Below are 26,516 nucleotides of genomic sequence, written 5' to 3'. Positions count from 1 at the left end.
GAGGGACAGGCGCAAGGAGACACCCAGTGGCGCTTGTCGATCAGGACATGAAGGCCGCGATCGCGGTGACGCGCTTCGGCCTGGGGGCCAAGCCCGGCGAACTCGACGAAGCCCGCAGGGACCCGCAGGGGTTCCTGAAAAGCCAGATTCGCCGCTCCGGCGCCGACCAGCCCCTGGGGCCCACGGTCAGCAGCGCCCAGCGCATGGCTGAATTCCGCGACTACCAGCGCGAGAAGCGTGAGGTGCGCCTGGAGAAGGCCGCCGACGTCCGTCCCCCGGCTCCGGCGGCGGGGGCGGCCATGGAGACGGCGGCGCCGGCCAAGGGCCAGGAAGCGCGCGATCCGGTGAAGGTCATCGGCCGGATGCTGCGCCAGGACATCGGCTCCGACTTCGCGGCCCGCGCCCAGCTCGCCGCGACCACCGATGCGGCCTTCCGCGAACGCTGGACGCTCTTCTGGGCCAACCACTTCACCGTCTCTGCCACCAAGGCGATCACCGGCACTGTGGTCGGGCCCTTCGAGGAAGAGGCCATCCGGCCCAACGTCTTCGGGCGCTTCGACGACCTGCTGGGCGCGGCCGAGAGCCATCCGGCCATGCTGACCTACCTCGACCAGATCCAGTCGATCGGGCCGGACAGCCAGATGGCCGAGTTCGGCCGGCGCGGCGGTGCGCGCGGCCTCGGCGCGCGACTGCAGCCCGCCGCCCTCCAGCAGCGCACTCTCGGCCTCAACGAGAACCTCGCCCGCGAGATCCTCGAGCTGCATACCGTGGGCGTGAGCGGCGGCTACACCCAGGCCGACGTCACCGAATTCGCGCGCGCCATGACCGGCCTGTCGATCGGCGGCCAGCGGGACGCGGCCTATGGCGTCGCCGTCTTCCGCGACGCCGCCCATGAACCCGGCGAGCGGCAGGTGATGGGCGTGCGCTACGACCAGCGCGGCAAGCAGCAGGCGAGCGCCATCCTCGCCGATCTGGCCGCCAAGCCGCAGACCGCGCGGTTCATCTGCACGAAGATCGCCCGCCATTTCGTCGCCGACGATCCGCCGCCGGCGCTGGCGACCCGCCTGACGACCGCCTGGACGGCCAGCCGCGGCGACCTCTCCAAGGTGGCCGAGGCCCTGGTCTCCGCGCCGGAAGCCTGGAGCCCCCGGGCGGAGAAATTCAAGATGCCCTACGAGTTCATCGTCTCGAGCTATCGCGCGGCCGGCGCGGAGCCGCAGGGCTTCCAGATGCTCGCGCCGATCCTGACCTCGCTCGGCCAGAAGCCCTTCTCGGCTCCGTCGCCCAAGGGCTGGGCCGAGGACGCCCAGTCCTGGGCCGCGCCCGACGCCATCGTCAAACGCATGCAGTTCGCTCAGAACTTCTCATCCACAGCCGTTCGCGACCGCGATCCCAAGGCGCTGGCGGCCGATGCGCTGGGCGAGCGCCTGTCGCCCGACACCGCCAAAGCCATAGCACGCGCCGAGTCGCGCCCGGAGGGTTTCGCCCTCCTCCTGATGTCGCCGGAGTTCCAACGCCGATGAACGCCTTCACCCCCCTCTCGCCCTCGCGCACCCTGTCGCCTTCAAGGAGGGGCCTGCTCGCGACCGCGGCCGGCTTCGGACTGTCGCTGCAGCTGATGGCCGTGCCGGCGCTCGCCGCCGACGGCGAGCTCAACAGGCGCAAGATGATCGTGGTGATCTGCAGGGGCGGCCTGGACGGCCTCTCCGTCGCCCCGCCGATCGGCGACAGCGAATACCGGGGCCTGCGCGGCGCGCTCGCCCTCAACGACAGCGCCCTGCCGCTGGACGGAACCTTCGCGCTGCATCCGCAGCTTACCGCCGTCCACGCCATGGCCAAGGCCGGCGAGGCCCGCATCGTCCCGGCCGTCGCCACGCCGGATCGCGCGCGCTCGCACTTCGAGGCGCAGGACGTGCTGGAGACCGGCGCGCCGGGCGTCTATTCGACCACCTCCGGCTGGCTCAACCGCGCGGTCGAGACGCTCTCCACGCACCGCAAGGTGGACGCCCTCTCCGTGGGCCCCACCGCGCCGCTGATCCTGCGCGGCAAGGTGCAGACCGCCTCCTGGTCGCCGGGCCGCTCGGTGGACGCCGAGGCCCGCCTGCCGATGCTCCTGCAGGACCTCTACCGCAACGACGCCCTGCTCGGCCCGGCGCTGGCCCGCGGCCTCGCCACCGAGACCATGGCCAAGGACGCCACGGCGGGCCTGGAAGCGGCGCCTGCGGCTACGATGATGACCAACGGCAAGGGCGGCGGGGTTCCGCCCCAGCAGGCGGCCTTCGTGCGCGCTGCGGCGCAGCAGGGGCGTGACGCCGCCCACACGCTCGGCGCATCGCTGGCCGGCTTCATGCGCGAGCCCGGCGGGCCCACCGTGGCCGCGATCTCGCTCGACGGCTTCGACAGCCATGCCAACCAGGCGGGCCTGCTCACCACGCGCCTGGCCTATCTCGATGCGGTGCTGGACGGCGTCCACACCGGCCTGGGCCCGGAGTGGAAGAACACGGTCGTGGTGGTCGCCACCGAGTTCGGCCGCACGGCTCGGGCCAACGGCACCGGCGGCACCGATCACGGCACGGCCTCGACGGCGCTGCTGCTCGGCGGCGCGCTGAAGCCCGGCGGCATCGTGGGTGACTGGCCCACCCTCAGGCAGCAGGCGCTCTACGAGAGCCGCGACGTCGCCCCGACGCTCGACATGCGCGGCCTCTTCAAGGGCGTGCTGGCCGAGCACATGGGCGTCGACCGCGCGGCCCTCGACAACAGCGTGTTCCCCAGCAGCGCCGCGGCCAGGCCCGTGACGGGGCTGGTCTAGCCTTTCGGGACCGCGTCGAAGGCGATCGTCAGCCGGCTCTCGTCCGTCGTGAACGGCACGGTGCCGTGCCACATGTAGGACGGGAAAAGCACCAACCGCCCGGGCTTCGGCTTGACGTAGTGGTCCGGCTCCATCGGTGGGCGGGTCACGAAGGGTGGCTTGCCGAAGCGGATCCAGCCCTGCCGGTCGTGCATCTCCAGCGCCGCGTCGGGCGTCTCGACGTAGAAGGCCGACGAAAGCCAGCCCTCGGGGTGGAAGTGGTCACGATGGAAGCCGCCCGGCCGCAGCCGCACCGACCAGGCCCCCTGGATGCGGTAGTCCAGTGTGTTGCGGCGGCGAAGCGGGTCCTCGCCCCTTCCCAGCTTCGCCATGTGCTGTCGCAGCGGCGCGTCGATCGCCTGGAAGAACGCCCGGACCGCGGGGTCATCGGACCCGGACAGGAGATGCAGCGTCTGGCTTCCGTGACGAAGCGACTGGTTGGACGGATGCTGCGCGTAACGATGCAAGATTTTCAACGCCTTGCCGAGATCTCCTAAGAACATATCGAGCGACGGCCAGCCCTCCGGCGTCTCCAGGTCGTAGGCCGCGACCATCGCCTCGTAGTCGCAAAGCTGGTCATAGAGCGGGTCGCCGGCGGCGCGGGCGGCCGTGGCGGCCCAGCCCCACAGCGACTGGTCGTCGGGGTAGCGGGCCAGCGCCATGCGCAACGTGGCCAGGGCCTCGTCGGGCCGGCCCAAGGCCAGGTCGACGATGGCGCTGTGTTGCGCGACGCTGCGGGCGTTCGGATCGACGGCGCGCGCGGCCTCGACATAGCGCTGGGCGTCCTCGAGGCGCTCCATGCGCAAGGCGATCTGGGCGGCGCCGGTCAGCAGCGACAGGTCGCCTGGGATCTGCTGGGTCGCCGCCTCCAGCAGGGCGGCGGCGCGGGACGGGTCGCCCGCCGCCTCGAAGAGCGTCGCCTTGGCGAGCAAAAGGGGCGGCGGCGGCCCGCCGGCATGGAAGGCGCTGTCGAGCACGGTCTCCGCCGCCGCGACATCGCCCCGTCCCATCCAGATGAGGTCGGCCAGTTCGGAGGCCACCGCAGGGTCGCCGCCGGCCCGCATCAGGCTCTGGCGGTAGGCGTATTCCGCCCGCTCGTGGTCGCCGGCCGCCTGCAGGGCGCGGGCGTAGACGCCCCAGGTCTGGGACGCGTCGAGCCCCAGGGTGAAGGCCTTCTCGCAGGCCTTCACGGCCTCCCCGGCCCGTCCGAGGTCACCCAGGGTGGCGGCCAGGTTATGCCAGGCGATCGGGCTCGAAGCGAACCGCTCGATGGCCTGGACGTCGAAGGCCAGGGCCTCCTCGCGCCGGCCCGCGGCCTTCAGGGCGCCGGCGTGGGCCGCGAGCGCTAGGTGGCTGGGCGTGCGGCTCACCACCAACCCCGCCGTCAGCGCCACGGCCTCGCCCGCCTTGCCCTGCGCCATCAGGGTCTCGGCGCGCCGGATCTCGGCGGCCTCGTTCATCGGCGGGTCTTCCTGAAGGGGTCGGGATTTGCCTCGTGCTCCTCGAAGCCGAAGCGCTGGAAGCCGGCCTTCATCTCGGGACTTAGCGGCGCCTCCAGGACGAGCTGGCCGCGGGACGGATGGGCGAGCACCAGCCGCCGCGCGTGCAGCTGCAGCTTCAGCCCGCCGGAGAGCTCCGCCGAGGCCTCGGTGCCGTACTTGGGGTCGCCCAGGATCGGGTGGCCCATGGCCAGCATGTGGGCGCGCAGCTGGTGGGTGCGTCCGGTATGCGGATAGAGCGCCATCCAGGCGACGCGGTCGCCGGCCCGCGAGAGGGTCACGAACTCGGTCTGGGCGGGCTCGGCCTTGGGGTCGGAGAGATCGGCCGGCTGCACCATCTCTCGGTCGCCGACGCCCTTCTTGGCGAGCGGCAGGTCGAGGACGCCCTCCCCGGGCTTCGGAAAGCCCGCCACCAGCGCCCAATAGGTCTTCTGGGCGCGGCGCTTGGCGAAGGCGCCGGCGAGCTTGGCGGCCGCGCCGGGCGACTTGCCCAGCACCAGGACGCCGGAGGTGTCGCGGTCGAGCCGATGCACCAGCCGCGGCCGTTCCAGCCCCTCGCCCCAGGCCGAGAGCAGCCGGTCGATGTGCTTGGAGGTCTTGGTGCCGCCCTGGACCGCGAGGCCCGCCGGCTTGTTCAGCGCCAGCACCTCGTCGTCCTCGTAGAGCACCAGCGACTTGGCGAAGGCGATCTCACGCGGATCGAGGGTCCCCTTGTCGCGCGGCGGCGGCGCGTCGGGCAGCGGCGGCACGCGGACCTGGGCGCCCGCCGCGAGCCGCGTGTCGGGCTTGGCGCGGCCGCCGTCGACGCGGATCTGGCCGGAGCGGGCGAGCTTCTGGATCTGGATGTGGTTCAGGTGCGGCCAGCGGCGCTTGAACCAGCGGTCGAGACGAACCCCGTCCTCGCCGCTGTCCACATAGAGGGTCCGGACCTCTTTCACGCCAGGATCCGGCGCATCAGGAAGAGGCCGAGGAACAGGCCGCCGAGCGCCGCCGCCACCGACGTCAGGACATAGAAAGCGGCGATCTCCAGGTGCCGGCGCTCGATCATCAGGGCCGTCTCCAGCGAGAAGGACGAGAAGGTGGTGAAGCCGCCCAGCACGCCGACCCCGACTAGCAGCCGCCACTTCTCCTGATCCGCGCCACCGCGCAGGGCCAGGACGCCCACCAGCACGCCCATCAGCAGGCCGCCGATGGCGTTCGCCCCCAGGGTCCCATAGGGAAAGCCCGGACCGAGCGCACGCGTCGCGCCGACGTTCAGCAGGTAGCGGCAGACCGAGCCGACGGCCCCTCCGAGGGCGACCAGCAGGACATTGGCGAGGCTCAGCATGCGCCCCTTATGCGACGGCGCAGCGCCGCCGCAAAGGGCGTCAGGCGGGCGCGCGAATCGACCGCTGCACGCCGCGGGCGTCGTAGACGTCGCCGTCCGCCGGCTTCGGTCCCTTCCCCATCAGGACCTCGAGCGAGGTGACCAGCGACGGGCCGCCGCTCAGGGGCACGCCGGTCCCGACGCCGACGCTGGTGGCGCTGTGCCGGCCAAAGCTCATGCCGCCGAAGCCGACGCTCAGGCTGGAGCCCCCGTAGCCGTTCTGGCGGGTGATCCGGTCGGTGATCCGGAACCAGTCGTAGCCGTCGGCCACCGCCAGGTCGGCGGCGCGCAGCAGGGCGTAGTCCTGCACCTGGCCCGCCGGCGCGCCCGGGCCGCCCTGGAAGGTCACCCGGTAGCGGCCAGGCTCGATGCGGGTGTCGGAAAAGCCCACGGCGTCGCGGCCGCCGGCGGGCTGGAAGTGGGTCGGCGCCGTGGCGCAGGCGGCGAGTGAGAGCGCCGCGAGGGCGGGCAGCAGAAGACGTTTCATCGGTTGGTTCCGGCGCAGGTCCCTCAAGGCGCATCATAGCGTCGCTTACCCAACCGGCGAAACGCCCAGGCCGTTCCCTGGCCTAGCCGAGACCGAGCGCGGCGATCAGCCCGGCCATGTCGGCAGGAACCGCGGCCTCGATGCGTTTCTCGCCGCCCGAAGGATGCGGGAAGGTGAGCGCGGCGGCATGCAGCATCAGGCGCGGGACGGCATGGCCGCCGACCACCAGGGCGCCGCCATAGCGCGCGTCGCCGGCGATCGGCCGGCCAAGGGAGGCCAGGTGCACCCGAAGCTGATGCATGCGGCCCGTCTCCGGATCGAGCTCCAGCAACGCCGCGCCCGGCGCCTCCGCGAGCGTGCGGTAGCGGCTGCGCGCCGTCTCGGCGTCCGGGTGGTCGGGCGGGCAGACGCGCATATAGGCCTCGCGGCCCTGTTCCTCGCGGCGAAGCGGAACCTCGACCACGCCCGCCTTCGGCTCCGGCGCGCCGGGCGTGACGATGGCGCGATAGGTCTTGGCGAACCTGCGGCCCATCATCGCCTTGCCCAGGAAGCCCGCGGCGGGCTTGGTCCGCGCGGTCAGGATCACCCCGGAGGTGTCGCGGTCCAGGCGATGGATCAGGCGGGGGCGGGCCTTGCCGGGCTTGGCGAAGGCCCAGAGCAGCTCGTCCAGCGTATGGGCCTGGCCGCGTCCGCCCTGGCTCGACAGGCCCGCGGGCTTGTTCAGCGCCAGGATGTCGGGGTCCTCGTAGATCACCAGCCCGCGCACGAAGGCGATCTCGACGGGCGTCAGCTTGACCCCGGCGGTCGGCGCGCGGTCGGGGCGCTGTGGACGGCGGCTCAAGCCCCGCCCCGCTCGCGGCGCAGCGCCGTCCAGCGGTCGAGCCGTTCCTTGATCCGCGCCTCGGAACCCTCGCCCTTCGGCGCATAGAAGGTCTGACGGTCCATCTCGTCGGGGAAATAGTCCTGGCCGGAGAAGCCCTCGGCCTGGTCGTGGTCGTAGGCGTAGCCCTTGCCGTAGCCAAGGTCCTTCATCAGCCGCGTCGATGCATTGCGGATGTGCATCGGCGGCGACAGCGAGCCGGTCTCGCGGGCGGCCTTCATCGCCGCGCCATAGGCCCGGTAGACGGCGTTGGACTTGGGCGCGGTCGCCAGGTGGACGGTGAGCTGGGCGAGCGCTATCTCGCCCTCGGGAGAGCCCAGGAAATCGTAGGTGTCCTTCGCGGCGTTCGCGAGCACCAGCGACATGGGGTCGGCCTCGCCGATGTCCTCGGCTGCGGCGCGGATCAGCCGGCGGGCCACGAACAGCGGGTCCTCGCCGCCGGCCAGCATCCGCGCCAGCCAGTAGAGCGCCGCATCCGGGTCCGAGCCGCGGATCGACTTATGCAAGGCGGAGATGAGGTTGTAGTGCTCCTCGCGGTCCTTGTCGTAGGCGGGGCTGCGCTTCTGCAGCACCTGGCCCAGCTCCTGGGTCGAGAGCGGCTTGGCCGTGCCGATGTTGAATAGGGTCTCGATCAGGGTCAGCAGGTAGCGGCCGTCGCCGTCGGCGAGCGCGATCAGCGCCGCCCGCGCGTCCGGCTCCAGAGGCAGGGGCGAACTCTCGAAGGTCTCGGCCTTCTTGATCAGGGTCTCGAGCGCCGTCTCGTCCAGGCGCTTCAGCACGAAGACCTGGCAGCGCGAGAGCAGCGCCCCGTTCAGCTCGAAGGACGGGTTCTCGGTGGTGGCCCCCACCAGGGTGACGATCCCCTCCTCCACGAAGGGCAGGAAGCCGTCCTGCTGGGCGCGGTTGAAGCGGTGGATCTCGTCGACGAACAACAGGGTCGACTGGCCGGCCAGGCGCCGCACGCGGGCCTGTTCGAAGGCCTTCTTCAGATCCGCCACGCCGGAGAACACCGCCGAGAGCTGCTGGAACTCATAGCCGGCCTCCTTGGCGAGCAGGCGCGCGATGGTAGTCTTGCCGGTGCCGGGCGGCCCCCAGAGGATCATCGAGGCGAGCCGCTTGGCCTCGGCCATCCGCCGGATCGGCCCCGTGGGGCCCAGGAGGTGGTCCTGGCCGACGACCTCGTCCAGCCGCTGCGGACGCAGGCGGTCGGCGAGCGGCGATGGCGCCTGGGGCGCCAGGCCCGCGGCTTCGAAGAGATCGGCCATGTCAGACTTCTACCAAACCCTGGCGGTCAGGGTGAGACGCATCAGAGCGGCGAACGATCCGGCGAGCGATCGAACCGGCCGCGCGCCGCATCGATCTCGTCGCGGTGCGCGAAGGCCCATTCGCCGAGCGCGTCGATCGGCCGGCGCAACGACTGGCCGAGCTCGGTGAGCTCGTAGTCCACCCGGGGCGGAATGCTCGGCGTGACCGTGCGGGTGACCAGGCCGTCGCGCTCCAGGCCGCGCAGGGTCAGGGTCAGCATGCGCTGCGAGATGCCGTTGATCGCCCGGCGGATCTCGTTGAACCGCCTGGAGCCGGGCCCCAGCAGCATGACGACCATCACGCTCCACTTGTCGCCGACGCGGCTGAGGATATCGGTTACCGGCCGGCAGGCGCCGGCGACCGACTGCACGCCGTTCTTCTCGATCTGAGCGAAGAGCTCGGCGTGCGACAGGCCGCCTTGGGTGGTGACGGGGGCGGTCACATCGGTGTGCTTGGGTTCCAAAAAAGTGCCTTCTTGTGAGGTTCAGGGCAGTTACTCAAATAGTGCTGGTCACAAACATATACCAGCATGAGGCCTATCCCGTGAACCTGCTCCATATCGATTCCAGCATCCTCGGCGACCACTCCGTGAGCCGCCGGATCTCCGCGGCGGCGGTGGCCGCGCTACGCGCCGAGACCCCCGACCTGAAGGTCGTCTACCGCGACCTGGACGCCGCGCCCGCCCCGCACCAGTCCGGCGCCCTGATGGCCGCCCGCGGCCTCGCGCCCGAGGCTCGCAGCGCCGAACAGGCCCGCGATGTCGCCGAGGCCGACGCGGTGCTCGACGAGTTCCTGGCCGCCGACATCGTGGTGATCGGGGTCCCGATGTACAACTTCGGCATTCCCAGCCAGCTGAAGAGCTGGATCGACCACCTGGCCATCGCCGGCAAGACCTTCCGCTATTCGGAATCCGGCGTGGAAGGCCTGGCCGGCGGCAAGCGCATCATCCTCGCCTCCTCGCGCGGCGGTTACTACGGACCCGACAGCGCCGCGGCGTCCCTGCAGCATCAGGAGAGCTATCTGCGCGGTTTCTTCGGCTTCATCGGCGTCACCGACGTCGAAGTCGTGGGCGCCGAGGGCGTCAACATCAGCCCCGATCACAAGCAGAAGGCGCTCGAAGGCGCGGTCGCCCAGGCGAGCGGCCTCTCCCGGACCCTGCAGGCCGCCTAGGCGCGGACGGTCGCCGTCACCTGCCGGCCGTTGCGCTCGATGGTCAGCTGCCAGACCGACGACGGGGTCGCCACCGCGCTGGTCAGGTCGTTGACGCTCTTGATGTCGCGGCCGTTGACCGCCCGGATGATGTCGCCGGGCTGGACGCCGAGCTGGTGGGCCGCGCCATCGGCCATCTTGATCACCAGCACGCCGCGCTTGCCGAAGGGGTCGAGCCCGACCTCTTCGGCGACCGCCGGAGACAGGTTGACCACCGTCGCGCCCGAGAACGGGTTGCGGCCGGCGATCAGCCGCTCGTCGCGGGCCGGCGTCGCGGGCGGAGCCTCGGCGCGAACGGTCAGGGTCTGCTGGCCGCCCGAGCGGCGGACGCCGACGCTGACCGCCTCGCCTGGACGGTGGGTGGCGATCGCATAGTTGAGCGCCGCCGCATCGACCACGGGGCCGCCATCGACGGAAGTCACCAGGTCACCCTGTTTGAGCCCGGCGCGCGCCGCCGCCCCGTCCGGCCAGACATCGGCCACCAGGGCCCCGGAGGGGGTCGCGAGGCCCATGGTCTTGGCGATCTCCGGCGTCACGCTCTGCAGGCGCGCGCCAAGCCAGGGCCGGACCACGGAGTGGCCGCCGCCCATCGCGGCCTCCACCACGCGGCGCACCACGGCCGCGGGGATCGCGAAGCCGACGCCCGAGGAGGTGCCCGACTGCGAGAGGATGAAGCTGTTCACCCCGATCAGGGCGCCGTCCATGTCCACCAGCGCGCCGCCGGAGTTGCCCGGATTGATCGCCGCGTCGGTCTGGATGTAGGACACCGCGTCGCCATTGGGGTCGGCGCTGCGGTTCAGCGCCGAGATGATCCCGTTGGTCACCGTCTGGCCGACGCCGAAGGGGTCGCCGATCGCCAGGACCAGGTCTCCGACCTGGCTGTCGGTGCGCTCATCGATGGTCAGCACCGGCAGCTTCTCGCCGGCCGGCAGATCGATCTTCAGGATCGCCAGATCGGTGCGCGGATCGGCCAGCAGCACCTTGGCGGTGAACTCGCGCCGGTCGGCCAGCGCGACGGTGATCTCCTCTCCCCCCTCGACGACGTGGTTGTTGGTCACGATGACCCCGTCCGAGCGGACGATGACGCCCGAGCCCAGCGAGCCCTCGATGCGGTTGCGCGGCGCCATGCCCAGCAGCTGCCAGAAAGGGTCGACCTGCTGGCGCACCATCCGCTTGGAGGAGATGTTGACCACGGCCGGCGCGGCGCGGCGCACGACGGGGGCGAAGGACTGCTTGAGGCCGATGGCGTTGGCCGGCACGACGCGGGCGGCCGGCTCGGCCTGGGCGAGGCCCGCGGTTGCCAGCGAGCTGGCGGCGAAGAGGGCGAGGGTCGGGATCAGGACGCGGTAGGCGCGCATGGTCTCTCCGGAGCTTGACGTTCGGCCGACACTACCTCGATTTTTCGGGCGCTTTAATGGCGACGCTCAGGCGGCCGGAACGGGAGCGGCCTGCGGACGATGCGGATGGGCGAAACCCCAGGCCAGCAGGAACGCCAGCACGAACAGTCCGCCCGCCAGATAGATCGCCAAGCCCGGCAGATGCAGGGTGGCGTCGTGGCGCACCGAAAAGGCGAAGGTCAGGCCGAAGAGCGACGGGCCGATGACGCCGGCGACGCCCTGCAGGCTCTGGTTCGCCCCCTGCAGCTGCCCCTGCTGGTTGGGCGGCACGCGCTGCGACATCAGGCCCTGCACGCCGGGCATCAGCAGGCCTGAGAAGGCGAAGATCGGCGCCGCCGCCAGATAGGCCCAGCCCACCGAAGCCGTGCCGTACCAGGCGAAGCCCAGGGCGCCGGCTATGCAGCCGATCAGCACGATCCGCCGCTCCCCGAACCGCGCCACGGCCGGTCCCACCAGGAACATCTGCACGATGACGCCCATCACCCCGGTGATCAGGAAGGTCAGGCCCAGGATCGACATGGACCAGTGGTAGCGCCAGGTCGTGTAGAGCACGAAGACCTGCGGCAGCACGATCTGGGCGAGTTGGAACAGGAAGGCCACGCCCGCCAGGCTCAAGAGGCCGGGATGCGACAGCAGAAGCCGCAAGGACCCGAGCGGGTTCGCCCGCCCCCATTCGAAGCGCGCCAGGCGACGCTCCGGCGGCAGCGACTCCGGCAGGATCAGCAGGCCGTAGAACCAGTTGAGCGCCGTCAGCCCGGCTGCGACCAGGAACGGCAGGCGGATGTTGATGTCCCCTAGGAAACCTCCAAGCGTCGGGCCGACCAGGAAGCCCATGGAGAAGGCCGAGGTCAGCATGCCGAAGTTCTTGGCGCGGTCCTTTGGCGGGGTGATGTCGGCGACATAGGCGCCGCCCGTCGAGAAGCTGGCTGCGGTGAGGCCGTTGAGGATCCGGCCGACGTAGAGCCACCAGAGCGTGGGGGCGAAGGCCATGAACAGAAAATCGACCGCCAGGCCGAAGTTGGAGATCAAGAGGATCGGCCGGCGGCCCACCCGGTCGGACAGCATCCCCAGGATCGGGCCCACGATGAACTGCATCAGGCCCCAGGTGGTGGCGAAGACCACGTTCCAGTCGGAGGCCGCGGCCGTGTCGCCGCCGGTCAGCTGGCGGATCAGGTTCGGCAGGATCGGGATCATCAGCCCGAACGAGATGGAGTTCATCAGCGCGCTGGCGAAGATGAAGCCGAAGGCGGCCCGGCGGCGCGAAGCCGTCGCGGGGGGCGCGGCGGGGGGCGTGTCCATCTAGGCGGCCGTCCGCGCGGCGCGCGGCGCGCGGGCCATCACCACCACGGCGATCAGGGCGGCGAGCGCATGCAGCCCCGCGGCCAGCAGGAAGGCCGAGCCCGGCACGTAGGGATGCCCAGCGCCCACGAACCAGGCATAGGTGTAGCCGAACATGGTCGGCGCGATGACGCCGGCCATGCCCGAGAGGCTGGCGTTGGCCCCCTGCAGCCGTCCTTGCTCGCTGGCGCTCACGCGGCGGGTCACCAAGCCCTGGAAGCCCGGGCCGAAGAGGCCGATGAGCGCGAAGACCGGCGTGCCGAGCAGGAAGAACTGGCCGGTCGGCGCAAGGCCGTAGATCGCAAAGCCCAGGCCGCCGAACACCAGGCCGGCCAGCACCGCGCCCCACTCGCCCACCCTGGCCACCACCTGTTTCACCAGGAGGCCCTGGACGATGATGTTGCAGACGCCGGTCAGCGCGAGCGCCGAGCCGGTCGCGGCCAGCGACCAGCCGTAACGGTTGGAGGCATAGAGCACGAAGATGGTCGGCAGGACGTTGTGGGCGAGCTGCAGCAGGAAGTTCATGCTGGAGAGCGTCAGGAGCTCGCGGTGCGAGGCCAGGAAGCTCAGCGAACCCACCGGGTTGGCCTTCGTCCAGGCGAAGGGCGCGCGATTCTCGGGCTTGAGCGATTCCGGCAGCACGAAGAGGCCGTAGAGCGCGCCGATCAGGGTCAGCGCCGCCGCCCCAACGAAGGGCAGGCGCAGGTTGATGTCGCCCAGGAAGCCGCCGATCGCCGGGCCCACGATGAAGCCGACGCCCCAGGCCGCGCCGATCAGGCCGAAGGTGCCGGCCCGCTTCTCCGGCGGGGTGACGTCGGCGATATAGGCGCTGGCGACCGCCATGCCGGCCGCGGTCACGCCCGAAAGCACCCGCCCCACGAAGAGCCAGCCGAGATTGGGTGCGAAGGCCATCAAGAGGTAGTCGAAGGCCAGTCCGAAGAGCGAGATCAACAACACGGGCCGGCACCCGAAGCGGTCGGAAAGCGCCCCCAGGATCGGCGCGCCGAAGAACTGGGCCAAGGCCCAGACCGTGGCGAAGAGGCCGATATAGACCCCCGCCGCGGCCGCATCGCCGCCCTTGAACCGCTGGATGAGCGGGGCGAAGACCGGAATGATGACGCCCAGCGACAGGACGTCGAGCCAGACGCTGACCAGGATGAAGCCGACCGCCGCCTGGCGGCCGCGCGACGCGCCGGCCTGATTCTGCTGATCGCTCATTGCCGATCCCCTGGCCCGACCATGAAACAAAACATGAACTCGTGCAACCGGCTTATCCCAGCCTCTCGCCGACGGCGCCGATCTGGCCTCGCCAGAACTCGGCCAGTCGCAGCAGCAGGACCTCGTCGGGGAACCTGTGGCGCGCGGCGCTGGCCTGTGGCACCCGATCGAAGCCGCGGTGCCCGATACTGACCCGGGTCTCCTCGCCCACCGCCTCGAACCCGACCTCGACCTCGGTGCGAAGATCCAGCGGGAAGCTCGCCTGGCGCCAGGAGAAAACCAGCCGGCTCGGCGGCGCCCAGACTGTGATCTTGCCGATCTCGAAGACCTTGCCGCCCTCCCGCGTCTCGATCAGCCGGCCGCCCTCGCCCGGCTCGAAGGACAGCCGACCGGGGCGCGGCGTGGTCTGGAACATCGGGCTCGGCCGCCACCAGACGCCGATCTCCTCGACGAAGGCCGCGAACGCCCGCTCCGGCGTCGCCCTCACACGCAACGCCACATAGACCTTGGACGTCACGCGTCGTCCCCGGGCTTGGCGGCCCGCTCAAGATGGGCCTTGAAGGCCAGGAGCTGTTCGCTCCAAAGCCGTTCGGCCTCCTCCAGCCAGCGCAGCAGATGGACCATGGGTTCGGGCCTCAGCGCATAGATGCGCACCCGCGCATCGAAGGTCGGATGGGATTCTTCCACCAGCCCGCTTTGCCGCAGCGTCTTCAGGTGGCGGCTCATGGCCGGCGGCGTCAGCTCGAGCTCGCGCGCCAGATCGCCCGCGGCGCGAGGGCCCTGGCTCAGCAGATCGACCACGCGCCGGCGGTGCGGGTCGGCCAGGGCGGCCAGGGTCCGGTCGAGGTCGGCGGGGATGGCGCGCGCGGCCTGGCTCACACCCACCCCGTGATCTTCAGCCCGCTAGCGACCTCGGCGTCCTCGCGGGAGACCTCCTGCACGCTCTGGGCGACGGACCAGATATGGCCTTCCGGGTCGCGGCATCGGTAGCTGCGTGCGCCATAGAACTGGTTTTCGGGCTCCATCAGGATCTCCGCGCCCGCCGCCCGCGCCCGCTCGCAATGGGCGTTGACGTCGGTCTCGACCTGGATGTGGACCGTCTGGGTATTCTTGCCGCCGATCGACCTGGGGCTCTTGTGGTCGTCGCTCCACTCCGCGCCGATCATCACCGCCGCATCGCCGAAACGCATCTCCGAGTGGACCAGCGCGCCGCCGTCGTCCTCGATCAGCATGAAGAGCTCGAAGCCGAAAGCCCGTTCCAGCCAGGCGATGGCCGCCCGCGGGTCCTGGTAGCAGAGCGCCGAGATCAGGGGTGCGCGCCGGTCGGCCATGTCAGACGCCTTCGAGCGATGTGTGGATTTTCAGGCCGCTGGCCTTTTCCATCTCTTCGCCCGAGACCACGCGCACGGCCTGGCTGAAGTTCCAGACGTGGCCCTCGATATCCAGGGCGCGATAGGTGCGCGAGCCATAGAACTGATCCTGCGGCTCGGCGGTGATCCTCGCGCCCGCGGCCCTGGCCCGCTCGCAGTGGGCGTCGATCCCGTCGGCCAGCTCCACCCGCAGGAACTGGTTGCTGTTGCCTCCGAGGTTCTCCGGACTCTTCATCTGGGCGCCGCCCAGCAGCGCGCCGCCGAACTCACCGCCGATGCTCACCGGGCAACCGCGAAACTCCATCTCCGCATGCCCAAGCCGGCCTTCGGCGTCAGTCAGCAGGATTGTGGTTTCGAACCCGAACGCCTGCTCCAGCCACTTCATGGCGGCGATGGGGTCCTTGTAGAACAGGCTGGCGACGATCGCGGGGCGTTCAGCCATGACGATGATCCTTCTTCATGAGAAGAATATTTAACGCATATCGAAATTAACTCGTCAAGGAGCCCGGTCTGGCCGATCAGTCAGCGAGCGCCGGCGCGACATCGGCCAGCGTCCCGTCGTTGGGCTGCGGCTTCACGCCCAGCAGCTTGGCCAGCAGCGGATAGACGTCGACGTTGTCGAAGGCGGGCAGCCGCCGCCCCTGCCGAAACGCCGGGCCGTTGGCGATGAACACCGCGCGCATCTCGGGGGCGAAGTTGTCGAAACCGTGGTCGCCGGCGTCGATCTGCTTGGGCTTGTAGGCGTGGTTGGTGATCTCCCAGCCGGTCTCGGCCAGGCAGAGGATCGCCGGCACGCGCGGGTTCTTGCCGTAGTGATAGCGCGCCGGGATGTTGGCCTTCTTCCAGCACTGCATGTGGGGGTGCGGCGTCTGCAGCAGCGCCTTTTCGATCTCCGCCTCATGGCCCGGCACGGGGGTGAGGGCCATGAAAGCCCCCATGGTCGTCCATCGGATCGCGGTCATATCCAGCATGTCGTCGGCGAACACCCTCCGGTCCTGGGCGATCGGCGCCATGCCGTGGTCGGCGACGACGACGATGTTGGCCGCGATGCCGCGGGACTTCAGCCCCGCCTCCAGCCGCGCGATGGCCGCGTCGACCTTGGCCGCCGCCTCGTTCAGCCCCGGCGAATCCGGACCCGCGTGGTGGCCGGCGGTATCGACGTCGTCGAAGTAGAGGGTCAGGAGCTTCGGCCGCTCGGCCGGCGGGCCGTCCAGCCAAGCCAGGGCCTGGTCGGCGCGGGCCTCGGCGGGCATCTTGATATCGAAGAGCTGCCAATGGCTCGGCAGGACGCCACGGATCTCCACGTCGGAGCCCGGCCAAAACATGGTGGCGGTGTGCTGGCCGGCCTTCTCCGCAGTGACCCAGATCGGCTCGGCCTGGTTCCACCAGCGGCCGTCCTTGTTCACCTCGCGCTTGCTCATGGTGAATTCCAGCGGGGTGATCGCCGGGTCGTACATGTTGTTGTCGACGATGCCGTTCCGATCGGGGCGCAGGCCGGTGACCAGGGTGTAGTGGTTGGGGAAGGTCTTGGAGGGGAAGGACGGTCGCATCTCGCCGCGCACCCCGCCCGCCGCGAGCGCCGAGAGCGTCGGCGTCACGCCCCGGTCGAGGTAGTCCGGCCGGAAGCCGTCGATGGAGATCAGCACCAGCAGCGGCTTCTGCGGCTGGGCCGCGCCCGGACCGGCGGCAAGGGCGAGGAACAGGACCGCGAGGGCGGCGATGGCGCGGAGCAGCGATGTCATGCGCCGACCCTAGACCGGCTCTGCGGCAAGTCCATTTCAGCCCCGGCAAAAGCCCGCAAAAGCAAAAACCCCGGAGGGTCGCTCCGGGGTTTTCGGAATTTCAGCTCTGTGGCTGGGATCAGTCGGCGAAGCTCTCGGCGACGGGCCCGCTGTCCTTGCCCTTTTCGGCCGGATCGCGGTCGACGAACTCGATGACCGCCATGGCCGCGTTGTCGCCATGGCGGAAGCCCGCCTTCAACACGCGGATATAGCCGCCGTTGCGGGCCGCGTAACGCGGACCCAGCACGGCGAAGAGCTTGCCGACCTGTTCGACGTCACGGACCGCGCTGATCGCCTGGCGGCGGGCGTGCAGGTCGCCGCGCTTGCCGAGCGTCACCAGCTTCTCGACGAAGGGGCGAAGCTCCTTGGCCTTGGGAAGCGTGGTCACGATCTGCTCGTGTTTGATCAGGCTGGCCGCCATGTTGGCGAACATGGCCGTCCGGTGGGCGGACGTCCGCCCCAGTTTGCGGTGCGCGGAACCGTGACGCATCTCGATATCTCCTGGGCCGCCTGGCCCACCAGGGACGCTCCCGATCCATCGGGAAGCCGTCCTGCCTAATCAAATCCCAGCCTGCTCCCGCCTGGGTCAATGCGAAGCGCCGGAGCCCTTCACCGCGGTTGCGGCTTCATCGGGCCCAGGCCGCCCCACCTTCAGATAAAAGTGGGCGGCCCTGGAGTCGGCGCGGAAGCCTTCTACATCTGGTCTTCGAACTTCTTGGCCAGCTCTTCGATGTTCTCGGGCGGCCAGTTGGGCACGTCCATGCCGAGATGCAGCGCCATGCCGGCCAGGACTTCCTTGATTTCGTTCAAGGACTTGCGGCCGAAGTTCGGGGTGCGCAGCATCTCGGCTTCGGTCTTCTGGATCAGGTCGCCGATGTAGACGATGTTGTCGTTCTTCAGGCAGTTGGCCGAACGGACCGACAGCTCGAGCTCGTCGACCTTCTTCAGCAGGGCCGGGTTGAACGGCAGCTCGGGCTTGGCCTCGCCTTCGACCTTCTTCTTCGGCTCTTCGAAGGTGATGAAGATCTGCAGCTGGTCTTGCAGGATGCGCGCGGCATAGGCCACGGCGTCCACGGGCGTGACCGCGCCGTTGGTTTCCACTTCCAGCACCAGCTTGTCGTAGTCGAGGCTCTGGCCCTGGCGGGTGGGCTCGACGCGGTAGGCGACGCGCTTGACCGGGGAATAGAGCGCGTCGACGGCGATCAGGCCGATCGGGGCGTCTTCCGGACGGTTCATCTCGGCGGGGACATAGCCCTTGCCGGTCTGGACCGTGAATTCCATGCGCACCTGGGCGCCGTCGTCCAGCGTGCAGAGCACGTGGTCGCCGTTGAGGATCTCGATGTCCGAGGGGGCCTCGATCTGGCTGGCGGTGACAGCGCCGGGGCCGGTCGCGCGCAGGGTCATGCGCTTGGGGCCTTCGGCGTGCATGCGCACGGCCAGCTGCTTGATGTTCAGGACGATGTCGACAACGTCTTCGCGCACGCCCTCAAGCGAGGAGAACTCGTGCACGACGCCGTCGATCTGCACCGCGGTCACAGCCGCGCCCTGCAGGGAGGAGAGAAGCACGCGGCGCAGGCTGTTGCCCAGCGTCACGCCGAACCCGCGCTCGAGGGGCTCGGCCACCAGACGCGCCTTGCGGTTCGCGTCGGCGCCGGTCTCGATTTGCGGCTTCTCGGGACGGATAAGCTCGTTCCAGTTTCGTTCGATCACGGATGGATGTCCCTCGAAAACGCAGGATCGCCGGCCGCAGTCGCGGTCCGGCGCAGGGAATTGTGTACTTGGCTACTCAGACGCGCCGGCGCTTGGGCGGCCGGCAGCCGTTATGCGGAATTGGGGTCACGTCGCGGATGGTGGTGATCGTCATGCCGACCGCCTGCAGGGCGCGGAGCGCCGACTCACGGCCCGAACCGGGACCGGAGACGTTGACTTCCAGCGTCTTGACGCCGTGTTCGGCGGCCTTGCGGCCGGCGTCCTCGGCCGCCATCTGCGCGGCGTAGGGCGTCGACTTACGCGACCCCTTGAACCCCATCATGCCGGCGCTGGACCAGGAGATGGTGTTCCCCTGAGCGTCGGTGATGGTGATCATGGTGTTGTTGAACGAGGCGTTCACGTGCGCCACGCCCGAAATGATGTTCTTGCGCTCGCGACGTTTGACGCGCGCCGGTTCCTTGGCCATCGAGACGCTCTCTTACTTCTTCTTGCCGGCGATCGGCTTGGCGGGGCCCTTGCGGGTCCGGGCGTTGGTGTGCGTGCGCTGACCGCGGACCGGCAGGCCCTTGCGGTGACGCAGGCCGCGGTAGCAGGCCAGGTCCATCAGGCGCTTGATGTTGACGGCGGTCTCACGGCGCAGGTCGCCCTCGACGGTGAAGTCGCGGTCGATGGTCTCGCGGATCTGCAGCACTTCGGCGTCGGTCAGCTGATTGACGCGGCGAGCGTCCTCGATGCCGACCTTCTGCACGATATCGCGCGCCTTCGCAGGGCCGATGCCATGGATATACTGCAGCGCGATCACCACGCGCTTGTTGGTGGGAATATTGACGCCTGCGATACGGGCCACGTTCAGATCTCTCCTGGTCACGCAAGGAAAGCGCGAACGGCGCCCCGGCCCCTCGCCCGAAGGTCAAGCCGGTTCGTCCTTCGCGCTCTTTCGCGGAAGCGCCTCGTTATAGGGATCGTTGCGGTTCCGTCAACAACGGAAACGCCCATTTATGAACGGAAAAGGGCGGGCGCAAGGGGTGCTCCCCCGCCCGCGTGCGTACTCATAAGGCCCCGACTCTGCGCCGGGGACGGTTGAGGAAAGCATGAAGAGGGGCAGGCGCGCAATTGCCTCGCGCGCGCGGGCTTGCATGGGCGTCGGCGGCGCCCTTATTTCGATCTTGGATTCGGGGGAGATCTGAGATGGGTTTGCGCAAGGGTTTGACGGCCGCGGCGGGTTTCGCGGCCCTGTTGGCGCTGAGCGCCGCGCCGGCGTCGGCCAAGGACCTGGTGATTCACGCCGGGCGGCTGATCGACGGCGCCGGCAAGGCGGTCAGGACGCAGGTCTCGATCGTGATCCACGATGACCGGATCACCGGGATCGAAACCGGCTTCACCACGCCCAAGGGCGCCGAGGTGATCGACCTCTCCAGTTCGACCGTCCTGCCCGGCCTGATCGACGACCACGTCCACATCACCCAGAGCTTCCACAAGGGCGATCCGATCCACACGTCCATGACCCGGACGTCCTTCGACGACGAGATCGACGCCGTGGTCAACGCCCGCAACACCCTGATGGCCGGCTTCACCTCGGCCCGCGACGTCGGCGGCGACACCGGCGTGGTCGTGGCCCTGAAGCACGCCATCAACGCCGGCCTCATCCCGGGGCCTCGCCTGTGGGTGGCGGGCACGCCGCTTGGCCCCACAGGCGGCCACGGCGACGCCGCCAACGGCCTCGATCCGGAGCTGGAGCATCCCGGCTGGACCAGCAACCTGATCGACAGCCCCGAGGCCGCGCGCAAGACCGTGCGCCGGCTGCGCCGCGAGGGCGCCGACCTGATCAAGATCATGCCGTCGGGCGGGGTCATGTCGATCGGCGACGACCCGAAGCTGCAGCTCATGGAGGACGACGAGATCAAGGCGGTGATCGAGACCGCCCACAGCCTGGGCATGAAGGTCGCGGCCCACGCCCACGGCAAGCAGGTCATCGACCACACGATCTCGCTGGGCGTCGATTCCATCGAACACGGCACCTATGCGGACGCCGAGAGCTACAAGCTCTTCAAGGCGCACGGCGCCTATCTGGTGCCGACCATGCTGGTGGGCTCCAAGGTCTATGAGCACGCCAAGGTCCACCCCGAGGACCTCAATCCGTCCACGGCCCAGAAGGCCATGACGGTCGTGCCCTACATGCTGAAGAACCTGCACAACGCCTATGAGGCCGGGGTGAAGATCGCCTTCGGCACCGACACCTTCGGCATGTCGAACCACGGCGAGAACGCCCAGGAGTTCAAGCTCCTGGTCGACGCCGGCATGCCGCCCATGGAAGCCATCAAGGCGGCCACCTGGAACGCCGCCGACCTGATCGGCGACACCGCCGACATCGGGTCCATCCAGCCCGGCCGATACGCCGACATCATCGCCGTCGACGGCGACCCGCTGGCCAATGTGACGGTGCTGGAAAAGGTGTCCTTCGTGATGAAGGGCGGCGTTGTCTACAAGGCCAAGGGCCTGCCTGCCGCGCACTAGGCTTGACGCGGGCGGTGCGGCGTCCAGACATTCGCCGCATGACCTCCGACGCCGACTTCATCCGCGGCCTGCCCAAGGCCGAGCTCCACCTGCACATCGAGGGCAGCCTCGAGCCCGAGCAGATGTTCGAGTTCGCGCGCCGCAATCGCATCACCCTGCCCTTCGCCTCGGTGGAGGCGGTGCGCGCGGCCTACGCCTTCTCGAACCTGCAGGACTTCCTGGACATCTACTACCAGGGCGCGGGCGTGCTCATGACCGAGCAGGACTTCCACGACCTGGCCATGGCTTATTTCCGCCGCGTCGCCGGCGACGGCGCGCGCCACGTGGAGCTGTTCTTCGATCCCCAGACCCACACCGACCGTGGCCTGCCCTTCTCGGTCGCCGCCGACGGTCTCTTGTCCGGCATGGCGGAGGCCGCGCGTACGCTGGGCGTCACCTCCAAGCTGATCCTCTGTTTCCTGCGCCACCTGGATGAGGACGCCGCCTTCGTGACGCTGAGGGCCGCCGCGCCCTATCTCGACCGCATCGCGGCCGTGGGCCTGGACTCCTCGGAGATCGGCCATCCGCCGTCGAAGTTCGCCAAGATCTACGCCGCCGCCCGCGACCGCGGCCTGAAGCTGGTGGCCCACGCCGGCGAGGAAGGGCCGCCGGCCTATGTCTGGGAGGCGCTCGATGTCCTGAGGGTCGACCGGATCGACCACGGCAACCGGGCGCTGGAGGATCCGGCCCTGGTCCGGCGCCTGGCCGCCGAGGGCATGACGCTCACCGTCTGCCCGCTGTCGAACCTCAAGCTCTGCGTGGTCGACGACCTGACGCTGCATCCGCTGAAGGCCATGCTGCAGCTTGGCCTGCACGCCACCATCAACTCCGACGACCCGGCCTATTTCGGCGGCTACCTGGCGCAGAACTGGGTGTCGACGGCCGGCGCGCTGGGCCTGACCCGCGAGGACCTCGCCACCCTGGCCCGCAACAGCTTCACGGGGTCGTTCCTGACACCCCAGGAGATCGCGCCGCACCTCGCCGCCATCGAGGCCTACGTCGCGGCCTAGCCGGCCGGCTCCCACGGGCGCGGACCGGAGCCCTTCGCGTGCACGGTGCGCTCGTACATGGCGCGCCATTCGTCGGCGTAGTCGCTGGCAGCGTAGCCCGGGAGATAGGGTCCGCCGCGGGTGAAGTGGGCGACGCGCGCGACCGGATCGAAGTCATACTCGCCCACCAGCCAGTTCCATTCGAGCGGCAGGCCGCCGATCTCGCCCTCGTCGGCCAGCCAGCGGAACTGGTGCAGGTCGAGCCCCGTCGCGTTCCGCACGAAGGCCGGCGTCAGCGCCCGGCATCGGGCGTTGTTGAGCAGCATCACGCTCGACCAGTTCTTCTTGGCGTAGCGGGACTGGGTGCGGCTCAGGAACTTCACCTCGTCCTTCGGCGCATAGTCGTGCTTGCAGACCATCACCGCATAGCGGTCGTCGGCCAGGGTGAAGAGCTCGCCGATGTCGGCGCGGACCAGCATGTCGCAGTCCATGAACAGCGACCAGCCGGCATAGCCGGAGAGGTAGGGCGTGAGGAACCGCGAGAAGGAGAACTCGGTCGATTGCTGGCTGGTGGCCTCGCGCTCGAAGATCGGCTTGAGGCTCGCGAGGTTGACCGGCGTGAAGCGCACCGGATGGCGGCTGCGCTCCAGGATGCTCTGGCACAGCACATGGTAGGCCACGATCTCATTGCGATCGTAGCCGATGAAGACGTCGAGGACGGGGGGCGGTTGCAGCCTGGTCTCCAGACGGTCAGGTTCGGGCCGGCGGGCGGCTGGCGCGCAGCGTCTCCGCCACGCTTTCGATCACCGGGTCCCAGCCCTCCGGCTCGGGCTGCCGGAAGATCCGGGCGGACCGGTACCAGGGCATGGTGGCGGCGTTGGCCGTGTAGCGCCAGATCGGATTGTACGGAACCATCACCCGGCACTCCGTCCCCAGGGCGCCGGTCAGGTGCACCACCGAGGTCTGCACCGAGACCACGAGGTCCAGGTTGGCGATCAGGCCGGCGAGCTCCTCATAGTCATCGATGTCGCCCGGCAGGAAGACGCGGATCTCCCGCGCCAGGCCGGCGTTGACGGCCGCCACCTCCGCCGACACGTCGCCGTACTGCAGGCTGACGAATTCGTCCCCCGGGGCTTCGAGCCTCGGCGCGAGCCGGGCGAGCGCGAGCGAACGTTGGCTGGCCGAGGTCCCGGGCGTCCCGCCCCGCCAGGAGAGGCCGATGCGCAGGCCCTTCGGCCTCGCGCCGAGGCGCGCCGCCCAACGCGCGACCACATCCTCGCGCGGCCGCAGGTAGGCGGTCCCGGGAAAATCCTCGATGCGGTTGCGGAAGATGCGTCCAAGGCTGCCCATGGCGACCACTAGGTCGAAGGCGGACCGCGACAGGTTCGTAGCGCCCGGATCGACAAACCGCACGGCGGGAAACGAGTTGGAGAACAGGCCGAGCAGCCTGGAGTCGCAGACACAGGTCACGCTGGCCGCCACGGCCGCCAGATCCGGGATCATGCTGGCGAACATCACCTGGTCGCCGATGCCCTGCTCGCCGACCAGCAGCACGCGGCGACCCCTGACATCATCGATCCCCAGGTTGAGGGCGAGGCTCTCGCGCACCTGCGGCGACACCATCGCGGCGGACGAGGCGTTGAAGAGCGCGTTGCGCCAGCGGAACTCGTAGTCGCGCCATCCGCCGGCGAAGTCGCAGGTCAAGAGCCGGATCGAGGCGCGCTGGAAATAGGCCAGCGGGTTCTCGGGCCGCAAGGCGACCGCCTCCTCGAGCAAGGCCAGGGCCTGTGGATATTGCCGCAGCGGCGTCCGGGCGATGGCCGCCTTGATGAGGGTTTCATAGGGGTCGGGCGACAGGTTTCCGGCCTCGGCGTAGCTGGCCAGCGCGTCCTCGAACCGGCCCAGGCCATAGAGCGCGTCGCCCCGCGCGATAAAGCTTTCCGGCGTCCCCGCAACCGTCAGGGCGAGGTCGGCGGCCTCCAGCGCGTCCTGGTGCCGTTCGAGCAGGTTGAAGAGGATGCCGAGATTGCGGATCGCCGCGGCGTGGCCGGGCTCCAGGGCGAGCGCCCCGCGGTAGCAGGCCTCGGCCTCGGCCGGCCGGTTAAGCGCCTTCAGCGCCGTGCCGCGGTTGACCATGGCGTTCGCATAGGCCGGCGCGATCTGCAGGGCGCGCGCGAAGCTCGCCTCGGCGGCCTCCGGCCTGCCCCGGCGCAACTGCACCAGGCCGAGATTGAACGCCGCGGCGAGAGTGTCCGCCTCCCGCGCGAGGATCTCCGCATAGCGCCGCTCGGCCTCCTCCAGGCGCCCGGCGCGGTCATGGGCGACGGCGGCCTCCATGTCGGCGGCCAAGGAGGTCGGGAAGTCCTGGCTCATCGGCCCCGGTCACTGATGGCGGATGGCGGCGGGCGATCCATGCCGGTGAATGGCCAATTGACCGCGCGAAGGCAAGCTCCCGCCCGGCGCTTTCCCGAAGCCGGCGGCGTATGAGTTGGTCGGGCCGTGGAAGACGCGCCGGCACACCAGGTCATCTCGGAAGAGTATCGACGGCTTCACCAGAACGCGGCCTGAAGCTTAGGCGCGCGGTGCGTCCAGCGCCTTGTCGATGGCCGAGGCGACGGTCTCGATGGAGCCCATGCCGTCCACTTCCACCAGCTTCCTGTGGTCGCGGTAGTAGGGCAACAGCGGCGCGGTCTGGGTGTTGTAGGCGTCGAGCCGGACCTTGAAGCTGTCCGGGTTGTCGTCGGGCCGGCCGCTTTCGGCGAACCGCCCGGCCACGCGCTGCATCAGGGCGTCATCGTCGACCTTCAGCCGGACGACGAGGTCGATGCGCGAGCCGCGGTGCTCCAGCATGCGATCGAGCGCCTCGGCCTGGGCCAGGGTGCGGGGGAAGCCGTCGAAGATCGCGCCGCCGGCGGCCTCGGCCTCGGGCAGGCGCTGCTCGATCAGTTCGACGACGATCGCGTCGGAGACCAGCTCGCCGCGCTCCATGATCCCGGAAACCCGCTTGCCGAGTTCCGAGCCGGAGGCGATGGCGGCGCGCAGCATGTCGCCGGTGGAGAGCTGGACCATCTTGCGGGTCTCGACCAGGCGCTTGGCCTGGGTGCCCTTCCCCGCCGCCGGCGGCCCGAACAGGATCAGATTCATGCGGCTAAAGCCCTTCCCCATCGCCGGCCCTCTTAGCGGGGCCTGCGAGACTTTCCTATCGGACGCCCTTGCCGCGCAGTTTCGAGCGCTTGATCAGGCCTTCGTATTGGTGCGCCAACAGGTGTGACTGGATTTGGGTCACGGTGTCCATGGTGACGCTGACCACGATCAGGACCGAGGTGCCGCCCATGTAGAAGGGCGCGTTATAGAACCCGATCAGCGCCTCGGGCAGCAGGCAGACGATGGCGATATAGGCTGCGCCGATCACCGTCAGGCGGGTCAGCACGAAATCGAGATATTCCGCCGTGCGCTTGCCGGGCCGGATGCCGGGCATGAAGCCGCCGTACTTGCGCAGGTTCTCCGCCGTGTCCTCGGGGCTGAACACCACGGAGGTATAGAAGAAGCAGAAGAACACGATCAGCAGGCCATAGAGCACCATGAAGGCCGGCCGGCCGTGCTGCAACTGGCCGACCGCGCCCGGCAGCCACTGGGCCCAGGACGGCAGGTTGGCGTTGGCCAGGAAGCCCATCACCGTCGCCGGCAACAGCAGGAGCGACGAGGCGAAGATCGGCGGGATGACGCCTGAGGTGTTGATCTTCAGCGGCAGGAACGAGGTGTCGCCGCCGAACATGCGGTTGCCCACCTGTCGCTTTGGATACTGCACCAGGAGCCTTCGCTGCGAGCGCTCCATGAAGACGATGGCCACTGTCACGGCGATCACCAGGAGGAAGATGATCAGAAGCGCCGTCGGGCTCATGGCCCCCGTGCGGGCCAGCGAGAAGGCCTGGGCGATGTAGCGCGGGAAGACCGCGACGATGCCGGCGAAGATGATCAGCGAGACGCCGTTGCCGACCCCGCGGCTGGTGATCTGTTCGCCCAGCCACATCAGGAACATGGTCCCGCCGGTCAGCGTCGCCACCGTCGAGATTGTGAAGAAGATCCCCGGATTGTCGACGATCCCCTGGCCCGACTGCAGGCCCATGGAGATGCCGAACGACTGGAAGAGGGCCAGCACCACGGTCAGGTAGCGGGTGTACTGGTTGAGCGTCTTGCGCCCCGCCTCGCCGCCTTCCTTCCTGAGCTTTTCCCAGGGCGGATAGATCGTGCCCAGCAGCTGGACGATGATCGAGGCCGAGATGTAGGGCATCACGTTGAGCGCGAAGACCGCCATGTTCCGCACGGCGCCGCCGGAGAACATGTTGAACATGCCCAGGATCCCCTTCGCCTGGCCTTCGAAGGCCTGCGAAAAGGCGGCGATGTTGATGCCCGGGATCGGGATGTAGCAGCCGATCCGATAGACGATCAGCGCGACCATGGTGAAGATCAGGCGCTTATGAAGCTCCGTGGCCTTCGAAAAGGCCTCGACGTTCAAATTGGCTGCGAGTTGTTCAGCGGCCGAAGCCATTCACCAGTTCCCCTGAC

The 26,516-nt window shown here is 69.4% G+C and carries 28 protein-coding genes; 5 read left to right on the top strand and 23 right to left on the bottom strand.

Annotation, left to right across the window (positions count from 1 at the left end; genetic code table 11):
- The first annotated feature begins 26 nt into the window (after nt 1-26).
- Together ACESMY_RS16130 and ACESMY_RS16125 are read left to right on the top strand one after the other, a co-directional pair.
- On the top strand, nt 27-1,523 hold the full coding sequence (locus ACESMY_RS16130) for a DUF1800 family protein (RefSeq protein WP_372785634.1): 1,497 nt from the start codon (nt 27-29) through the stop codon (nt 1,521-1,523).
- Entirely contained in the window at nt 1,520-2,809 is a 1,290-nt protein-coding gene (locus ACESMY_RS16125) for a DUF1501 domain-containing protein (protein WP_372785633.1), read from the top strand. Before ACESMY_RS16130 ends, ACESMY_RS16125 begins: the two co-directional genes overlap by 4 nt.
- Here the strand turns inward: ACESMY_RS16125 and ACESMY_RS16120 are convergent.
- From ACESMY_RS16120 to ACESMY_RS16090, 7 genes are all read right to left on the bottom strand, one after another.
- The gene (locus ACESMY_RS16120; protein ID WP_372785632.1) at nt 2,806-4,308 is read right to left on the bottom strand and encodes a putative 2OG-Fe(II) oxygenase; all 1,503 of its coding nucleotides are present in this window, start codon (nt 4,306-4,308) and stop codon (nt 2,806-2,808) included. The two genes, ACESMY_RS16125 and ACESMY_RS16120, sit on opposite strands and share 4 nt — an antisense overlap.
- On the bottom strand, nt 4,305-5,285 hold the full coding sequence (locus ACESMY_RS16115; protein ID WP_372785631.1) for an RluA family pseudouridine synthase: 981 nt from the start codon (nt 5,283-5,285) through the stop codon (nt 4,305-4,307). Before ACESMY_RS16115 ends, ACESMY_RS16120 begins: the two co-directional genes overlap by 4 nt.
- Nucleotides 5,282-5,674: a fluoride efflux transporter CrcB gene (crcB, locus tag ACESMY_RS16110; RefSeq protein ID WP_372785630.1), complete on the bottom strand. Its 393-nt coding sequence runs from the start codon at nt 5,672-5,674 to the stop codon at nt 5,282-5,284. The genes ACESMY_RS16115 and crcB overlap by 4 nt, the downstream gene beginning before the upstream one ends.
- Before the next feature lie 40 nt (nt 5,675-5,714).
- Complete coding sequence (locus tag ACESMY_RS16105) at nt 5,715-6,200, bottom strand: hypothetical protein (protein ID WP_372785629.1); 486 nt, start codon at nt 6,198-6,200, stop codon at nt 5,715-5,717.
- Nucleotides 6,201-6,282: 82 nt separating this feature from the next.
- A complete protein-coding gene (locus ACESMY_RS16100; protein ID WP_372785628.1) occupies nt 6,283-7,041 on the bottom strand; it encodes an RluA family pseudouridine synthase in 759 nt (252 codons plus the stop codon).
- Nucleotides 7,038-8,345 (bottom strand): replication-associated recombination protein A, encoded by a 1,308-nt coding sequence (locus ACESMY_RS16095; RefSeq protein WP_372785627.1) that lies wholly within the window; start codon nt 8,343-8,345, stop codon nt 7,038-7,040. The genes ACESMY_RS16100 and ACESMY_RS16095 overlap by 4 nt, the downstream gene beginning before the upstream one ends.
- 41 nt (nt 8,346-8,386) lie before the next feature.
- The gene (locus tag ACESMY_RS16090) at nt 8,387-8,848 is read right to left on the bottom strand and encodes a winged helix-turn-helix transcriptional regulator (protein ID WP_372785626.1); all 462 of its coding nucleotides are present in this window, start codon (nt 8,846-8,848) and stop codon (nt 8,387-8,389) included.
- 80 nt (nt 8,849-8,928) lie between these two features.
- Between ACESMY_RS16090 and ACESMY_RS16085 the strand changes: the two genes are divergently transcribed.
- On the top strand, nt 8,929-9,555 hold the full coding sequence (locus ACESMY_RS16085; RefSeq protein ID WP_372785625.1) for an FMN-dependent NADH-azoreductase: 627 nt from the start codon (nt 8,929-8,931) through the stop codon (nt 9,553-9,555).
- Here ACESMY_RS16085 and ACESMY_RS16080 read toward each other — a convergent pair.
- The 12 genes from ACESMY_RS16080 to rpsM form a co-directional block, all read right to left on the bottom strand.
- On the bottom strand, nt 9,552-10,952 hold the full coding sequence (locus tag ACESMY_RS16080) for a Do family serine endopeptidase (protein WP_372785624.1): 1,401 nt from the start codon (nt 10,950-10,952) through the stop codon (nt 9,552-9,554). The two genes, ACESMY_RS16085 and ACESMY_RS16080, sit on opposite strands and share 4 nt — an antisense overlap.
- Before the next feature lie 66 nt (nt 10,953-11,018).
- Nucleotides 11,019-12,290, bottom strand: a complete 1,272-nt coding sequence (locus tag ACESMY_RS16075) for a TCR/Tet family MFS transporter (protein WP_372785623.1) — start codon at nt 12,288-12,290, stop codon at nt 11,019-11,021.
- The gene (locus ACESMY_RS16070) at nt 12,291-13,547 is read right to left on the bottom strand and encodes a TCR/Tet family MFS transporter (RefSeq protein ID WP_372785622.1); all 1,257 of its coding nucleotides are present in this window, start codon (nt 13,545-13,547) and stop codon (nt 12,291-12,293) included. It lies immediately after the preceding gene.
- Nucleotides 13,548-13,599: 52 nt separating this feature from the next.
- Entirely contained in the window at nt 13,600-14,064 is a 465-nt protein-coding gene (locus ACESMY_RS16065) for an SRPBCC domain-containing protein (RefSeq protein WP_372785621.1), read from the bottom strand.
- Nucleotides 14,061-14,426: an ArsR/SmtB family transcription factor gene (locus ACESMY_RS16060; RefSeq protein ID WP_372785620.1), complete on the bottom strand. Its 366-nt coding sequence runs from the start codon at nt 14,424-14,426 to the stop codon at nt 14,061-14,063. The genes ACESMY_RS16065 and ACESMY_RS16060 overlap by 4 nt, the downstream gene beginning before the upstream one ends.
- Nucleotides 14,423-14,878, bottom strand: coding sequence for a VOC family protein (locus ACESMY_RS16055; RefSeq protein ID WP_372785619.1), 456 nt, complete (start codon nt 14,876-14,878; stop codon nt 14,423-14,425). The genes ACESMY_RS16060 and ACESMY_RS16055 overlap by 4 nt, the downstream gene beginning before the upstream one ends.
- 1 nt (nt 14,879) lies before the next feature.
- Nucleotides 14,880-15,359, bottom strand: coding sequence for a VOC family protein (locus tag ACESMY_RS16050; protein ID WP_372785618.1), 480 nt, complete (start codon nt 15,357-15,359; stop codon nt 14,880-14,882).
- Nucleotides 15,360-15,435: 76 nt separating this feature from the next.
- Nucleotides 15,436-16,659, bottom strand: a complete 1,224-nt coding sequence (locus tag ACESMY_RS16045) for an ectonucleotide pyrophosphatase/phosphodiesterase (protein ID WP_372785617.1) — start codon at nt 16,657-16,659, stop codon at nt 15,436-15,438.
- Nucleotides 16,660-16,777: 118 nt separating this feature from the next.
- Nucleotides 16,778-17,188: a 50S ribosomal protein L17 gene (gene rplQ / locus ACESMY_RS16040; protein WP_372785616.1), complete on the bottom strand. Its 411-nt coding sequence runs from the start codon at nt 17,186-17,188 to the stop codon at nt 16,778-16,780.
- A gap of 203 nt (nt 17,189-17,391) precedes the next feature.
- A complete protein-coding gene (locus ACESMY_RS16035) occupies nt 17,392-18,408 on the bottom strand; it encodes a DNA-directed RNA polymerase subunit alpha (RefSeq protein WP_372785615.1) in 1,017 nt (338 codons plus the stop codon).
- Nucleotides 18,409-18,484: 76 nt separating this feature from the next.
- Complete coding sequence (gene rpsK, locus ACESMY_RS16030) at nt 18,485-18,874, bottom strand: 30S ribosomal protein S11 (RefSeq protein ID WP_372785614.1); 390 nt, start codon at nt 18,872-18,874, stop codon at nt 18,485-18,487.
- Nucleotides 18,875-18,886: 12 nt separating this feature from the next.
- Nucleotides 18,887-19,255: a 30S ribosomal protein S13 gene (gene rpsM / locus ACESMY_RS16025; protein ID WP_372785613.1), complete on the bottom strand. Its 369-nt coding sequence runs from the start codon at nt 19,253-19,255 to the stop codon at nt 18,887-18,889.
- A gap of 341 nt (nt 19,256-19,596) precedes the next feature.
- Between rpsM and ACESMY_RS16020 the strand changes: the two genes are divergently transcribed.
- Together ACESMY_RS16020 and ACESMY_RS16015 are read left to right on the top strand one after the other, a co-directional pair.
- Complete coding sequence (locus ACESMY_RS16020; RefSeq protein WP_372785612.1) at nt 19,597-20,922, top strand: amidohydrolase family protein; 1,326 nt, start codon at nt 19,597-19,599, stop codon at nt 20,920-20,922.
- 38 nt (nt 20,923-20,960) lie between these two features.
- Nucleotides 20,961-21,971, top strand: coding sequence for an adenosine deaminase (locus ACESMY_RS16015; RefSeq protein ID WP_372785611.1), 1,011 nt, complete (start codon nt 20,961-20,963; stop codon nt 21,969-21,971).
- Here ACESMY_RS16015 and ACESMY_RS16010 read toward each other — a convergent pair.
- The 4 genes from ACESMY_RS16010 to secY form a co-directional block, all read right to left on the bottom strand.
- Nucleotides 21,968-22,630 carry a hypothetical protein gene (locus ACESMY_RS16010; RefSeq protein WP_372785610.1) on the bottom strand — a complete coding sequence of 221 codons (663 nt, stop codon included), beginning with the start codon at nt 22,628-22,630 and terminating at the stop codon, nt 21,968-21,970. The two genes, ACESMY_RS16015 and ACESMY_RS16010, sit on opposite strands and share 4 nt — an antisense overlap.
- A gap of 70 nt (nt 22,631-22,700) precedes the next feature.
- Complete coding sequence (locus tag ACESMY_RS16005) at nt 22,701-24,323, bottom strand: tetratricopeptide repeat protein (protein WP_372785609.1); 1,623 nt, start codon at nt 24,321-24,323, stop codon at nt 22,701-22,703.
- Between the two features lie 198 nt (nt 24,324-24,521).
- Nucleotides 24,522-25,094, bottom strand: coding sequence for an adenylate kinase (locus ACESMY_RS16000; RefSeq protein ID WP_372785608.1), 573 nt, complete (start codon nt 25,092-25,094; stop codon nt 24,522-24,524).
- 55 nt (nt 25,095-25,149) lie between these two features.
- A complete protein-coding gene (secY, locus tag ACESMY_RS15995) occupies nt 25,150-26,499 on the bottom strand; it encodes a preprotein translocase subunit SecY (RefSeq protein WP_372785607.1) in 1,350 nt (449 codons plus the stop codon).
- Nucleotides 26,500-26,516 lie beyond the last annotated feature (17 nt).

Source organism: Phenylobacterium sp. (assembly GCF_041691455.1).
Taxonomy (GTDB): domain Bacteria; phylum Pseudomonadota; class Alphaproteobacteria; order Caulobacterales; family Caulobacteraceae; genus Phenylobacterium.
The sequence above is the reverse complement of the archived record's forward strand: the minus strand, read 5'-3'. Positions and strand labels throughout refer to the sequence as shown.

What these genes read in the sequence shown, in the direction of transcription:
- ACESMY_RS16125 (WP_372785633.1), top strand. Translation starts at nt 1,520, where the DNA reads ATGAACGCCTTCACCCCCCTCTCGCCCTCGCGCACCCTGTCGCCTTCA.
- ACESMY_RS16120 (WP_372785632.1), bottom strand. Translation starts at nt 4,308, where the DNA reads ATGAACGAGGCCGCCGAGATCCGGCGCGCCGAGACCCTGATGGCGCAG.
- crcB (WP_372785630.1), bottom strand. Translation starts at nt 5,674, where the DNA reads ATGCTGAGCCTCGCCAATGTCCTGCTGGTCGCCCTCGGAGGGGCCGTC.
- ACESMY_RS16105 (WP_372785629.1), bottom strand. Translation starts at nt 6,200, where the DNA reads ATGAAACGTCTTCTGCTGCCCGCCCTCGCGGCGCTCTCACTCGCCGCC.
- ACESMY_RS16095 (WP_372785627.1), bottom strand. Translation starts at nt 8,345, where the DNA reads ATGGCCGATCTCTTCGAAGCCGCGGGCCTGGCGCCCCAGGCGCCATCG.
- ACESMY_RS16080 (WP_372785624.1), bottom strand. Translation starts at nt 10,952, where the DNA reads ATGCGCGCCTACCGCGTCCTGATCCCGACCCTCGCCCTCTTCGCCGCC.
- ACESMY_RS16075 (WP_372785623.1), bottom strand. Translation starts at nt 12,290, where the DNA reads ATGGACACGCCCCCCGCCGCGCCCCCCGCGACGGCTTCGCGCCGCCGG.
- ACESMY_RS16070 (WP_372785622.1), bottom strand. Translation starts at nt 13,547, where the DNA reads ATGAGCGATCAGCAGAATCAGGCCGGCGCGTCGCGCGGCCGCCAGGCG.
- ACESMY_RS16055 (WP_372785619.1), bottom strand. Translation starts at nt 14,878, where the DNA reads ATGGCCGACCGGCGCGCACCCCTGATCTCGGCGCTCTGCTACCAGGAC.
- ACESMY_RS16050 (WP_372785618.1), bottom strand. Translation starts at nt 15,359, where the DNA reads ATGGCTGAACGCCCCGCGATCGTCGCCAGCCTGTTCTACAAGGACCCC.
- ACESMY_RS16045 (WP_372785617.1), bottom strand. Translation starts at nt 16,659, where the DNA reads ATGACATCGCTGCTCCGCGCCATCGCCGCCCTCGCGGTCCTGTTCCTC.
- rplQ (WP_372785616.1), bottom strand. Translation starts at nt 17,188, where the DNA reads ATGCGTCACGGTTCCGCGCACCGCAAACTGGGGCGGACGTCCGCCCAC.
- rpsK (WP_372785614.1), bottom strand. Translation starts at nt 18,874, where the DNA reads ATGGCCAAGGAACCGGCGCGCGTCAAACGTCGCGAGCGCAAGAACATC.
- ACESMY_RS16020 (WP_372785612.1), top strand. Translation starts at nt 19,597, where the DNA reads ATGGGTTTGCGCAAGGGTTTGACGGCCGCGGCGGGTTTCGCGGCCCTG.
- ACESMY_RS16015 (WP_372785611.1), top strand. Translation starts at nt 20,961, where the DNA reads ATGACCTCCGACGCCGACTTCATCCGCGGCCTGCCCAAGGCCGAGCTC.
- ACESMY_RS16005 (WP_372785609.1), bottom strand. Translation starts at nt 24,323, where the DNA reads ATGAGCCAGGACTTCCCGACCTCCTTGGCCGCCGACATGGAGGCCGCC.
- ACESMY_RS16000 (WP_372785608.1), bottom strand. Translation starts at nt 25,094, where the DNA reads ATGAATCTGATCCTGTTCGGGCCGCCGGCGGCGGGGAAGGGCACCCAG.
- secY (WP_372785607.1), bottom strand. Translation starts at nt 26,499, where the DNA reads ATGGCTTCGGCCGCTGAACAACTCGCAGCCAATTTGAACGTCGAGGCC.